The sequence below is a fragment of the Halochromatium sp. genome (assembly GCF_054919635.1).
Genome location: NZ_JBUDPI010000081.1, coordinates 1 through 12,371 on the forward strand (window position 1 = coordinate 1; position 12,371 = coordinate 12,371).

8 protein-coding genes and 3 pseudogenes are annotated in these 12,371 nt (G+C 64.3%); 10 read left to right on the top strand and 1 reads right to left on the bottom strand.

The window, feature by feature from the left end; translation table 11 throughout:
* From ACY693_RS07075 to ACY693_RS07090, 4 genes and pseudogenes are all read left to right on the top strand, one after another.
* Positions 1 to 374: pseudogene (locus tag ACY693_RS07075) on the top strand (ISKra4 family transposase); the annotation flags it as partial.
* 574 nt (positions 375 to 948) lie between these two features.
* Positions 949 to 1,098, top strand: a pseudogene (locus ACY693_RS07080) (ISKra4 family transposase); the annotation flags it as partial.
* A gap of 42 nt (positions 1,099 to 1,140) precedes the next feature.
* The gene (gene csb2 / locus ACY693_RS07085; protein ID WP_462321127.1) at positions 1,141 to 3,705 is read left to right on the top strand and encodes a type I-G CRISPR-associated protein Csb2; all 2,565 of its coding nucleotides are present in this window, start codon (positions 1,141 to 1,143) and stop codon (positions 3,703 to 3,705) included.
* Between the two features lie 29 nt (positions 3,706 to 3,734).
* A complete protein-coding gene (locus tag ACY693_RS07090; protein ID WP_462321128.1) occupies positions 3,735 to 6,140 on the top strand; it encodes a glycosyltransferase in 2,406 nt (801 codons plus the stop codon).
* A gap of 142 nt (positions 6,141 to 6,282) precedes the next feature.
* Here ACY693_RS07090 and ACY693_RS07095 read toward each other — a convergent pair whose 3' ends face one another.
* A complete protein-coding gene (locus ACY693_RS07095; protein WP_462321129.1) occupies positions 6,283 to 7,446 on the bottom strand; it encodes a hypothetical protein in 1,164 nt (387 codons plus the stop codon).
* 225 nt (positions 7,447 to 7,671) lie between these two features.
* On the opposite strand from ACY693_RS07095, the gene ACY693_RS07100 reads away from it, so the two are divergent.
* The 6 genes and pseudogenes from ACY693_RS07100 to ACY693_RS07125 all read left to right on the top strand — a co-directional run.
* Positions 7,672 to 9,516, top strand: a complete 1,845-nt coding sequence (locus ACY693_RS07100) for a carbamoyltransferase family protein (protein ID WP_462321130.1) — start codon at positions 7,672 to 7,674, stop codon at positions 9,514 to 9,516.
* A 124-nt stretch (positions 9,517 to 9,640) separates the two neighbouring features.
* Complete coding sequence (locus ACY693_RS07105) at positions 9,641 to 10,045, top strand: SxtJ family membrane protein (RefSeq protein ID WP_462321131.1); 405 nt, start codon at positions 9,641 to 9,643, stop codon at positions 10,043 to 10,045.
* Positions 10,045 to 10,197: a DUF5989 family protein gene (locus tag ACY693_RS07110; protein WP_462321132.1), complete on the top strand. Its 153-nt coding sequence runs from the start codon at positions 10,045 to 10,047 to the stop codon at positions 10,195 to 10,197. Before ACY693_RS07105 ends, ACY693_RS07110 begins: the two co-directional genes overlap by 1 nt.
* Positions 10,198 to 10,209: 12 nt before the next feature.
* Positions 10,210 to 11,154, top strand: a complete 945-nt coding sequence (locus tag ACY693_RS07115) for a phosphatase PAP2 family protein (protein ID WP_462321133.1) — start codon at positions 10,210 to 10,212, stop codon at positions 11,152 to 11,154.
* A gap of 161 nt (positions 11,155 to 11,315) precedes the next feature.
* Positions 11,316 to 11,924: a hypothetical protein gene (locus ACY693_RS07120; RefSeq protein WP_462321134.1), complete on the top strand. Its 609-nt coding sequence runs from the start codon at positions 11,316 to 11,318 to the stop codon at positions 11,922 to 11,924.
* A gap of 197 nt (positions 11,925 to 12,121) precedes the next feature.
* Positions 12,122 to 12,371, top strand: a pseudogene (locus ACY693_RS07125) (glycosyltransferase family 39 protein); the annotation flags it as partial.

Consider the following 12,371-nt stretch of genomic DNA (forward strand, 5'->3'; position numbering starts at 1 on the left):
AACCACGCGGCCTAGCGGCGAAAGATGGGCCGATTTGCGGGGGTAAAGTCGGTCTTGACGGGGCCATGCTCCCGATGGCCGACAGCGACGGTTACCGCGAAGCCATGGCCGGGGCGCTGTCGTTCTACGACCACGAGAGTGAGCGCCGGCACACCCTCTACCTGGCTGCGGCACCCGAGTACGGCAAGCAGACCTTCCTGGCGCGCATGGAGCGCGAGATCGCCCGCACCAAGCACCACTATCCCGACGCCCTGTATCTGGGCATCGCCGAGGGCACGTATGGCAACTGGACGTTTCTGGAACAACACACCGAGCGACAACTCATCGACTTCTTCCATGCCACGGAATACGTGGTCAAGATCGCCCAGGCGTAGTATCCGCAACACCGCGACGCGCAGCGGCGCGCCGACTGGCAGCACACCCACTGCTCCAAGCTCAAGCAGGACCCGGCGGCACTGGACCTGCTTATCGGCGAGGCCGCGCGTCTCGCCCATCGAGTCGGACTCTCGCAGAAGGTCCGCCATGACGTCGGCAGTGCGCGCACCTATTTCGACAACCACCGCCATCAAATGGACTATCCCACCTTCGTTGCCGAGGGACTGCCGATCGGCTCGGGCGTCACCGAAGCCGCCTGCAAGACCCTCGTCCGCTGCGCGCCATGGAGAGCGAAGCGAAGGCGCGTAGTCCCCGGTAGGCGTGGGCGCGTGCATGCTGCCGCAGTGGCGAAGGGGCGTAGACCCGAAGCCGCGTAGGCAGTATGCAAAGCGCATCCCACACGCCGTCGAGCCATTCGCCGTAGGGCCGGTGCGCAGCCCGAACGCGCCCTCTGGGCGCTGTTCGTGGCGGAGCGGCGGCCCGGAGCGGGGCGAACCGGGGCACAATGGCTGTCGCCGAGCGCAGTCATTTTGGCGACTTGGAGTCCCAACATGTATCACGAGCAAGGCGACACTCTACAAGCAGCGCCTATGCGCCTCGGGCATGCGCTGGAAGACCAGAGGGGCTGGCATCGTGCTCAGTCTGCGCGCACTCGTACAGACGGCCGGACGCTGGACGCTGTTCGAAAAGATCGATCAGTTCGGGGCGGAATGCTGCTGTTGAGCATATCATCGCGAGGCCGCGCCCAGAGCCAGGAGTGACTCGATGCGCATCCGCGTTACCTGGCTGGACTCCGCCTATCACGGGCAGGAATGGCCGCCTTCGCCCTTGCGCCTCTACTCGGCGCTTGTCGCCGGGGCGGGGCCCGCCTGCATGACGGATTCACAGCTCAAGGACGCTCTCGAGCATCTGGCAATGCTTGGTCCGCCGACCATCTATGCACCGACGACCATGCAGCTTGGGCCGGCCGCAGCCTCGGTTCCAAACAACGATGGCGATGTCATTCTCAGCTTCCACGCCCGGGGCGACGACGCTGGGGCACGTCGCAAGACGAGCAAGCTGCGGACGATCCGGGTGCGTCATCGCCACCAAATCGAGGGCGAAGGCGCTGTCATCTATGTCTGGACACCCAACTCAGCAACCCCGAGTCACGGGCCAGGGCTGCGCCGGCTCGCTGCCGGTTTAACGGCCTTAGGTCAAGGCATCGACACCGCCTGGGCTGTGTTTAATCCAGGTGGCGATAGGCCCGAGGGACTTCGTTGGGAGCCCACCGAGCAGGGAGCACACCAACTGGCTGTGCCCTATGCTGGGGTCTTGGATATTCTTGAAGAACGGTATCAGGCGGCACGGCGCCGTATCGCGACAGACGGCATCGTCCGCATGCTCGCCGAACCGCAGCATCGGCGGACGTCATATCGCTGCGAGCTTGACCCGCCGAAGCGCCGCTGGCTCCTCATGTCGCTGCAAACCCCCGACGACCGTCCCTGGTCGGTTCCCGGCAACGCGGCTACGGAAATCGCAGCCATGAGTCGCCATGCCATCCACCAGGCTGCAACGCGTGCGGGCTTGGGTCGTGAGACGGTCGCCGCGTTGATCGGGCATGGCGATGACACGCAGCGCATCCTGACGACGCCTGTGCCCAACGTCGGCCATCTCTATGCCGATGGACGCATTCGGCGTGTCTTATTGACGGCACCCTTAATCTTGGATGCCGAAATCTGGCGCGCTGTCACCTACCGTTTTATCGGCGCAGAGCTATCACCGCCGGGCGAATCCGCAGCAGCCGTGCTGGCGCCCGCGGCCCAAGACGATCGGCTGCAGCGCCGCTATGTTGGAACGGCACGCACTTGGACTAGCGCGACACCCGTGATCCTGCCAGGCTACGACACCAATCGCCGAGGTAAGCCGCGCCCTCAAAAGGCAGCTCGCCGCTTGCTCGCCTGCGCCGGCATCGATCCAGCACTGGTCGAGACATTCACCTTCGAGCCAGCACCACTCTTGCGCGGATCAATGCGAGGCGCCGACGCTCGATTGCCAAGACACCTCGCACACTGGCCGCGTGCCCATCTCTCGATCCAGTGGCGCGTGCCGGTCACCGGACCGGTAGGACCGGGAGCCGGTATCGGTTACGGATACGGTGCACTGATGATCGAGTACAGCGGCTCAGGGCTCGGTATAGTATGCAGATTGTTTCAGCCGGCGGACATGATGCGACCGGACATTGCGATTCTCAGCCCGCTTGGGCGCAACCCTGGTCCGGCTCATGGCGGGATCACCCCTGTGATCAGAACCCTGTCGGCAGGACTCTGCACCGCCGGCGCGCGCGTCGAGCTATTGACCTTCACGGCGGATGACCGGCGCGAGCGATTCCCGCAGCTGCACCCCGATCTGCGCATTCACCCGCTCGGTCAGTGTCGGCGCTGGCAGCAGGCGCGGCGCCTAGAGCGCTATCTCGCCGAGCGCGCACCGAGGGCCCTGCTGGCCGCTGGACATCGAGCCAACCTGCTTGCGGCGCGCCAGGCTGGCGAGGGTGTCCGTATCCTGCTTGGCGTGCACAATGCGCTGACGCCGGGCCTGCAGCGGCTCAACCTGCTGCGACGCTGGAACCGGCTGCGCGTCCTGCGACGATGGTACCCAAGAGCAGACGGCGTGATCTGTGTCTCCCGGGGGGTCGCCCAGGACCTCCAAGCCTTGGTGCCAGCGCTGAAAGATCGCCTCCACATCCGCTACAACCCGATTGCCACGGTCGATCTGACACCTGATGACCAGCTCCATCCCTGGCTCATGGCGCCGGTGGAACCGGTGATCCTCGGTGCCGGCCGCCTGACAAGGCAAAAAGGCTTTGACACCTTGATCCAGGCCTTCGCCCGCGTCGAGCACCAGCCTCGCCCCCGGCTGCTGATCCTCGGCGAAGGGCCAGAGCGCCATCATCTCTTGCAGCTCGCCAGCCAGCTCGGCGTCGCTGAGCGCGTTGCACTGCCTGGATTCGTGCCTAACGCCAGGACGCAGATGGCAGCGGCCGCGGTCTTCGTGCTCTCTTCGGTCTGGGAAGGCTTCGGTAATGTCCTGGTCGAGGCCATGGCCGCCGGCACCCCAGTGGTGGCAACCGATTGTCCCAGTGGACCACGAGAGATCCTCGCCGATGGCGAGTTTGGACCCCTGACCCCCATCGGCGACGTCGACGCGATGGCCCTCGCCATCCAACAGGTGCTAACCGAGCCAACCCCGGCGACAAGGCTGCTTGCGCGGGCAGTCGATTTCGCACCAGAGCGCATTGCCGCTCAGTATCTCGAGCTCTTGATCCCCGGCGGGCTCCCACAGCCATCATGACCAACAGAGCGTCGGCCCAGGCTCAGCCCATGAGCACCAACGATCCGGAGGCAACCGACGCGCACAGCGACCAGAGGTCGCTGCGGCAACGGCCACGCCTGGCGATGATCGGCTTCCGGCCCGGCAGTGGCGGTATTGGGCGGGTGATGATCACCCTGGTGGATGCCCTGCTCGATATCGGTATCGAGATCGATCTGCTACTTCCCGCGGGGCAGCACCCCGACCTTGAGGACCTCAGGGGTCAGGTGAACCGCTTCACCGTCGATATCGATGATCATCGACAAGCCGAAAGGGCCTTGCGCCGGTATCTGCAACAACGGCATCCGGACGCGATCCTCAGCAACAAGGATCAGACGCATCGCCTCTTGCGACGGCGCAAACTGGGCACCGAGCGACCCTTCACGGCCTTTCGCGTGGGGACCAATGTCCCCGAGCGGCTCAAACGCACCAGCCCCTGGACGGCGCTTTGGAAACGCTGGCAGCTCGCCGAGCTCTACCGAGAAGCCGATCTGCTCATCGGCAACTCCTCTGGCGTCAGCGCGGCACTTCAGCGGATGCTCAGCAGCTCGCCAAGACTCAGCAACCGGCAACCGCGCATCGAGACGATCCTCAACCCTGTCGATGCCGAGACAATCGCGGCGCTTGCTGCCAAGCCCATGTCACACCCTTGGCTCAAGGACAAGACCGGACCGGTGATCCTAAGCGTCGGGCGTCTGGTGCGGGCCAAGAATTTCGGCCTCTTGTTGCGCGCCTTTGCCCTGTTGCCCGCAACGCTGAATGCCCGGCTGATGATCTGCGGCAGTGGCAGCCAGCACGAGCGACTGCTGGCGCTGGCGACCAGGCTCGGCATCGCCGAGCGCGTGGAGCTACTAGGGCATCAGTCGAACCCTTTCCGCTATGTCGCCGCTGCCGATCTCTTCGTCTGCTCGTCGATCTTCGAGGGCGCCAATAACGCGCTCATCGAAGCCATCGCGCTCGGCACGCCAAGCGTCTCGACCGACTGCCCAAGCGGCGCCCAAGATATCCTCGATGATGGCCGTCTCGGCCCATTGGTGCCGGTCGACAACCCGCAGGCGCTCGCGGATGCAATGCGCTCGGTGTTGCAGGCGCCGCTCTCAGCCAAGCAGCTGCGTGCCGGTGCGGCGCGCTTCGACCCCAAGCTCAGTGCGACAGGCTATGCGCAAGCGCTCGGATTGAGGCGCGCTAACTGCTCTGCGGCGGCAGGCTGCGTCCTTGACTCTCCTGAAGCCGCTGCTGCGCCACTCGCGGCAGGCACGCAAGGACGAATCATGGCTCCGAGGAATGCATCGCCCGCCGCGCGCATCGCGATCTTTGCCGCCACCTCGGGCCACAGTGGCGTCGACCGTATCCTGGTCAATCTGATCGAGCAGTGGGCCGCTTGGGGGCTGCAGGTCGATCTGGTGCAGGTGCGCAGGCATGGCCCGCAGCTCGTGAGCATTCCGCAGGGCGTACGCTGCATCGATCTCGGCACGGCGCATGTGAACAGCGCGTTGCCTGCGCTGGTGCGTTATCTGCGAAGCGAGCGCCCCGCTGCGTTGCTCTCTGACAAGGACCGTGTCAATCGCATCGCCCTCCTAGCGCGCTGGCTGGCCGGCTCCCCGACCCTTGTCGGCGTCAGGCTTGGGACCACGGTCTCGGTCAATCTGGCGAGTCGCGGTCTGGGCGAGCGCTGGCTGCAGCGCGCCTCGATCCGTTATCTTTATCGGCTCGCGGACCGTCTCCTCGTCCCTTCCGTCGGCGTCGCAGAGGATCTGGTCGAGCAGCTCGGCCTCGCCCGTGCACGTATCCAGGTGGTCCACAGCCCCATCGTCTCGGCGCGGTTGGAGCGCTTGTCACAGGAGCCGATCGCGCATCCTTGGCTCGCGGCCGGTGAGCCACCGGTGATCCTCGGGGTCGGCGAGCTCGGTGCGCGCAAGGACTTCGCCACCCTGGTCCGCGCCTTCACATTGGTCCGCGCCGAGCGCCCTTGTCGGCTCATCATCCTGGGCCGAGGGCGTCGGCGCGAGCGACTGCAGGCGTTGGCGTCCGAGCTTGGCGTTGCCGAAGCGCTCGACCTGCCGGGCTTCGTGGCCAACCCCTATCCCTATATGCGCCGAGCGGCCGTCTTTGCGCTCAGCTCACGCTGGGAGGGCCTGGGCATCGTGTTGGTCGAAGCGCTTGCTTGCGGCACGCCGACGGTCAGTACCGACTGCCCATCCGGCCCGCGCGAGATCCTCGGCCCCTGCTGTCCAGAGGCCCTGGTGCCGGTTGGCGACCATCAGGCGCTCGCAAGGGTGATCAGCGCAACATTGGCCGATCCGCCAACGCCAGAGCGATTGCGGAAGCACGCGCAGGCCTTCTCGGTCGAGGCCAGCGCGCGCACCTATCTGGAAGCCCTAGGCATCCCAGAAACGCTGATCGCCGAGCTAGGTTAAGCGGTTTCGGGACGGCACCCTCAATCGTGCGGCTGTCGGCACCTCGACTGAATCCAATCGAGTCGGCGACCAATCGCTCCTGGCTGCCAGGCTAGCGATTTTCGTCATCAACAAGGACGTTGATGTCCGAGATCGCAGGAGGTCATTGATCGATCGACTCCTGTCCGGCACGAGCGGCGGCAAGCTCCGGCAGTTCACCGCTATCGAGACAACGCTGGATCGCTTCGCAGAGCACCTGATGCCCCCGCGGGGTGTAGTGCACGCTGTCGCGCACCAAGAACAGGGCATCGAGGTCTGACTGGCGGGCGAAGTCATCGTAAGGATCGCAATAATCCAGGTCGCGGGCCTCAAGCATCGCCCTCACCTGTTGGCGCGGACCATCGAAGGTCGCAGGATCACGCAGCGCGTTCAGCTCCGGAAAGAGCACGAAGCCAAGCGGCAGGCCACGTGCATCGACCTCGGCTGTAAATCGATCGAGCCTTGCGGCAAATCGCTCCCGGTTCTCGTCCTGCTGCCAAGCCTCAACCACAGTTCGCATCCAAGTCGTGTGATAGGCCTCGCGCTCGTCGGCGCTGAGCAGGGCGTAGCGGATGCGGGTGTCGAGCTCATCAAGGAAGCGCGCCGCATAGGTGCGCCCGATCCGCGCCTGGATGCGCGCGATCCACTCTGGCTTGTGCCAACCCTCGGCCTGCCGACGCGCGCGTCGCGCGGGACCGACGCTCTGCATCGGGGCAAAGTCATTGAGCGTGATCCCAAGCAGCACCGCATCCGGCTCGGCACCGAGAAAATCGAGCTCGGCGAGCGTCACATAGTGACCGAAACTGTAGGCGTGCACGCCAAGGTTGAGGATGCGCCAAGCGCTGGTGCTCGACGCGCGTCCAGCCTCTACCGAGCGGCTTGCGCTTCCCTTAACCTGCTCGCCAACGACAGCCTGCAAAGGCACTGGATGATCGAGACAATGCGTGAAACGCTCGTCGGCCTCAACCCCGGGACCCAGCACCACCGAATCACCCAACACCGCAACCCTGAGCCCTTCCCCCGGCTGCGAGGCAAAATCGGCGTCACGAAAGCCCTGGGCATTGGTCTCGATCAGGATGTGCTGATAGGCGGTGCCCTTGAAGTGCGCCGAGAACTCGGGCTGGTAGTGATAGCCAAGCTCGGGGTGTGGTCCCTCGAGACCGGTCGGATAGCCATAGCCACTGATCGGCCGGCTGACCACGAATTGGTAGAAGACAAAGCCCGCCAGCTGTAGCAGCAGAAAGACGAACAGGAGCCACAGAAGCCCCAGCAACAGGCGTCGCATCATGCCGATTCCTCAGTGCGAAACGGCAGCGATGCGTTTCGCTTCCAACCTCCAGACCATTCTGCCCACTCGCCCTCAATATCAGCCCCAGGCTCAGGCCCAAGCTCAAATCAAGATCGAGGCTAGACGCCAGTCGCAACTGCGTCAGCCCATCAGAACTCCGTTATACTTCTCCGCCTAGTGCGGCATTGCCGCTTGAGCCGACTTCGGCACGGATATTCGGGTTCCATGGCGATCAACATCCTCGGACTTTCGGCATTTTATCACGACAGCGCAGCCGCCCTGGTGCGCGACGCTGAGGTGCTCGCAGCCGCCCAGCAGGAACGCTTCTCGCGCAGAAAGCATGATGCCGCCTTCCCTGCCGAGGCCATCGGCTACTGCCTCGACGAGGCTGGCATCAGACTCACCGAGCTCGACCAGATCGTCTTCTACGACAAGCCGCTGATCAAGTTCGAGCGCCTGCTCGAAACCTATCTGGCCTATGCGCCGCGCGGCCTGCGCTCGTTCATCACCGCGATGCCGATCTGGCTCAAAGAGAAGCTCTTCCTGAAGGACCTGCTAAAGAAGGAGCTGGCCAAGCTCGGCGAGGTGTCGATTCCGCAGCTGCCACCCCTGTTGTTCACCCAGCACCACCAATCCCACGCCGCCTCGGCCTTCTTCGCCAGCCCATTCGAGCGCGCTGCGGTGCTCTGTCTCGATGGCGTCGGCGAGTGGGCAACCACCAGCGCCTGGCTCGGCGAAGGCAACCGGCTCAGCCCGCACTGGGAGATCGCGTTTCCGCATTCGCTCGGCTTGCTCTACTCGGCCTTCACCTACTTTGCCGGCTTCAAGGTCAACTCCGGCGAGTACAAGCTGATGGGCCTGGCTCCTTATGGTGAGCCGCGCTATGTCGATCTGATCCGAGACCATCTGCTCGATCTCAAGGATGACGGCAGTTTTCGCATGGACATGCGCTACTTCAACTATGCCAACGGGCTGACCATGACCAGCCGTGCCTTTGAGCGGCTGTTTGGTGGCCCGCCACGCAAGCCCGAGTCGCCGGTGACCCAGCGCGAGATGGATCTGGCGGCGTCGATCCAAGTGATCACCGAAGAGGTGGTGCTGCGGCTCGCGCGCAGCCTGCATCGGGACCTCGGCGCCGATCGCCTCTGCCTGGCTGGCGGCGTGGCACTGAACTGCGTCGCCAATGGTCGCCTGCAGCGCGAAGGACCGTTCGAGGATATCTGGATTCAGCCGGCCGCGGGCGATGCGGGCGGTGCACTCGGCGCCGCCCTTTCGGTCTGGCATGAGTATCTGGATCAGCCCCGCGCGGGCACCGACGCCGACCGGATGCAGGGTGCCTATCTCGGCCCCCGCTTCAGCAATGACCAGATCCTGGACTTCCTCGATCGCGCCGAGATCCCGTATCAGCAGCTCGACGACGAATCGCTGATGTCCCGACTGGCTGAGCTGCTCGACGCCGGCCAGATCATCGGCTGGTTTCAAGGACGGATGGAGTTTGGCCCACGCGCCCTCGGCGGGCGCTCGATCATCGGCGATCCGCGTAACCCTCGCATGCAATCGGTGATGAACCTGAAGATCAAATACCGCGAGTCGTTTCGACCATTCGCACCCGCGGTGCTCGCCGAGCAGGTCGGCGACTGGTTCGCGCAGTCGCAGCCGAGCCCCTATATGTTGATTGTCGCGCCGGTGGCTGAGTCCAAACGCATCCCGATGAGCGACGCCGAGCAGCAGCTGTTTGGGATCGAAAAGCTCAACGTCGCCCGGTCCGAGGTCCCAGCCATTACGCATGTCGACTACTCGGCGCGATTACAGACCGTGCACCGCGAGACCAATCCGCGCTTCCACCGGCTCATTCAGACCTTCGCCGAGCGCACCGGCTGTCCGCTGCTGGTCAACACCTCGTTCAACGTGCGCGGAGAGCCGATCGTCGGCTCGCCCGAGGATGCCTATCGTTGCTTCATGCGCACCGAGATGGACTATCTGGTGCTCGAGAACTGCCTGCTCACCAAGGCTGATCAGCCGACAGCGGAGCAGGACCTCAGCTGGCAGCAGACCTTCGAGCTGGACTAAGGTACAGGGCACGTCGCCATCTGGTAAGAAAGCACGCCTCACGAGCCGAAAGCACTTGTCCACGGTCACTCGAGCTTCCTCAAGGCGCGAAAGCCGCAATAGAACCGACTCCATAACTCAGCCTATGCACCCTATCCCCGAGCTAGACCGCGCCGGTCTGCGCCGCTTTGCGCTCACCACGGCGGCCATCATCATCCTGCTATTCGCGCTCTTGCTACCTTGGCTGCTCGAGACCGGCTGGCCGATCTGGCCTTGGCCCCTGGCCGCGGTGCTCGCCCTCTGGGGGCTGATCGCGCCCGCCAGCCTGCGGCCGGTCTACCGTGGCTGGATGCGCTTTGGTCTGCTGCTGAGCCGGATCACGACGCCGCTGATCCTTGGCCTGGTGTTCTTCCTGCTGTTCGTTCCGGTTGGCTGGGCAATGCGCCTGTTCGGTCATGACCCGATGCGTCGCCGGCTGCAGTCCGAGGCCAAGAGCTACCGCCTGCCGAGCCAACCGATCTCACCCGAATCCTTCGAGAGACCCTACTGATGCTCGATCTCCTCAAAGACCTCTGGGGCTTCATGCGCGAGCGCAAGAAGTTCTGGCTTGCGCCCATCATCATCGTCATGCTGCTGCTCGGGGCGCTGATCGTACTCGCGCAAGGCTCGGCGGTCGCGCCGTTCATCTACACCCTGTTCTGAGTCGATCGCCTCTTGCCTAAGGGCTCGCCATCACTGCTCGCTGTGTCGATCCTGTTCTTTGCGCTCGCCGATCTCTGGCTGGCGTTTCCGCAGCTCGACCTCGCCGTCGCCAGCCAGTTCGGGACACCGGAAGTCGGCTTTGCCGCGCGCGGTGCTGCCTGGGAGCAGTTTATGTACGGATCGATCGATGAGCTCTTGGTCATCATCGGTCTTGGACTGATTGGCGCCTGGGCGGTGACAGGTTGGTGCACATCGATTGACGCAGCGCCACACAGGCCGCAGGCAATCGGTAGCCTCCTCTGTCGCCTTGCTCCTAAGCGTCTGATGAGGCGTGTCACTGGACGCCGCCTGATGTTCCTGTTGTTGCTGCTGGCCCTGGTGCCCGGACTGATCGTGAACCAAGTATTCAAGGAGCACTGGGGCCGGGCGCGTCCGATCCAGGTCGAGCATTTCGGCGGCAACCGATCGTTCACACCGCCTTTTGTGATCTCCGACCAGGGAGGCGGCTCATTCTCGTCCGGTCATGTCGCCGCAGCGGCCTGGCTGGTGGCGGTGCCCGTGGTCTTGTTTGGGCTCAGATCGATCTGGACGCGCTTGGCGCTCCTCTATCTCTTGGCGATGGTGCTCGCCCGACTGGCGGCCGGCGCGCATTTCTTCAGCGACGCGCTGACCTCAATCCTGCTGGTCTGGATGGGCTTTCTCATCCTGCAACGCCTATTTCCATTCGAGCAACCATTCGAGCACCCAATCAAACATCAACTCGAGCATCGATTCGCGTCCCCATTCAGGCTCAGGGCAAAGCCTGCAAGCAACGGGCTCATTCAACCCTCCGGCAAGGTTTCGCGTCAGGCTTCTGCAGACGCAAGCACCGAGACACGCGCCGGGGCCAGCTCTGCGACCAGTACGGGAACGAGCACTGCAACGAGCCCTGCGACCAGCACGGCAGGGATCAGCTGATGATGACGCCTCAAGCAGCTTGCCAAGCTCGCAACGAGCAAAGACGCTTTCCTTCTGAATGGCTTTCGCGAGCACTGCTTGGGGGCAGCCTGCTTGGACTGGTTGTCGGCTGTGAGACCCAGCCCGTCGTTAACGCGGGCCCGGGCCTGAGTCCGAGCCAGTTGCAGGAGCTGGTTGTCGCTAGCAATTGGGAAGGCATTGCAGGGTCCAACATCCAGTGCAGTGAGGCCACCGACGTCTGCGCCGAAGCGCATGCGATCCGTGCCGATGCCTGCCTGCGGCTGGTCATCGAGTTGCCCGCGGATGCATCGGCGACCCGCGGCCGCACCCGCGAGCTCCTCGATGCAGCCGAGTCCGGCTATCGCCAGGCGCTCAGCCTGCAGCGCTCGAGTGAATCGCCGAGCATCGCCTCTTATCATGGCGGCCTGCTGCTGACCCTCAGCGAGCGCCGCAATCGGCTCGATGCATCGGTGCGCGAGAAGAAGCTCGACCGTGAGAACCAAAAGCTACTCGAGGCGGCGAAAGAGGCGCGAGCTCAGGTGCCAGACAGTGCATTCGGATTCATCTACGGCGCCTCAGCCTTGGTCTACCAAGCCCTGTTGAACGAGTCCGGGAGCGACCGGTGCCAGGGCCTTGAGCAGGCCGCAGTGATGCTCAAGCGCTCACCGACCCCGCCCGATGAGCTGCTCAACGACCAGCAGCGTCTGCAGCAGTTGATCCAACGCAGCCTGGGCGAGAGCGACTGCATGGGCGCGCAGCAGGCCTCATGAGTCACCGCCCTATGCGGCGTACCAAGCCAGACCAAGCAGCATCGCCTCAGCCTCAGACAACCCCATCCAACCGGGTCCAGATGCGCCGAACTCCGTCACGCGCAGCCGCCGCACCGCTACCCCTTCTGAGGTCTGAGCAGCAAGGCGCAACCCAAGCCGCTCGGCCTCGATCAGCGCTTCCTGGCGGTCTCGGCTGGGTGCTGTTGCTGACACTCGGCATCAGCGCCTGGCGGCTGCTGCTGGCTGATCTGCTCCCGGTGATGCGGGATGAGGCCTACTATTTCGACTGGGCCAGCCGGCTCGCCTGGGGCTATTTCGATCACCCGCCTGGGGTTGCGTTGCTCGGCATCGGCAGCTGGCTCGAGCCCGGCTCTACACTCGCGGCTCGCCTCGGTGCCGTGATCCTCGGTGGCCTTGCGGTGCTCGTCACTTGGCGACTCTATCGCG

Bases quoted from the DNA above. Each gene is read 5' to 3' on its own strand.
- ACY693_RS07100 (WP_462321130.1), top strand. From the start codon at position 7,672: ATGGCGATCAACATCCTCGGACTTTCGGCATTTTATCACGACAGCGCA.
- ACY693_RS07090 (WP_462321128.1), top strand. From the start codon at position 3,735: ATGAGCACCAACGATCCGGAGGCAACCGACGCGCACAGCGACCAGAGG.
- ACY693_RS07095 (WP_462321129.1), bottom strand. From the start codon at position 7,446: ATGATGCGACGCCTGTTGCTGGGGCTTCTGTGGCTCCTGTTCGTCTTT.
- csb2 (WP_462321127.1), top strand. From the start codon at position 1,141: ATGCGCATCCGCGTTACCTGGCTGGACTCCGCCTATCACGGGCAGGAA.
- ACY693_RS07105 (WP_462321131.1), top strand. From the start codon at position 9,641: ATGCACCCTATCCCCGAGCTAGACCGCGCCGGTCTGCGCCGCTTTGCG.
- ACY693_RS07110 (WP_462321132.1), top strand. From the start codon at position 10,045: ATGCTCGATCTCCTCAAAGACCTCTGGGGCTTCATGCGCGAGCGCAAG.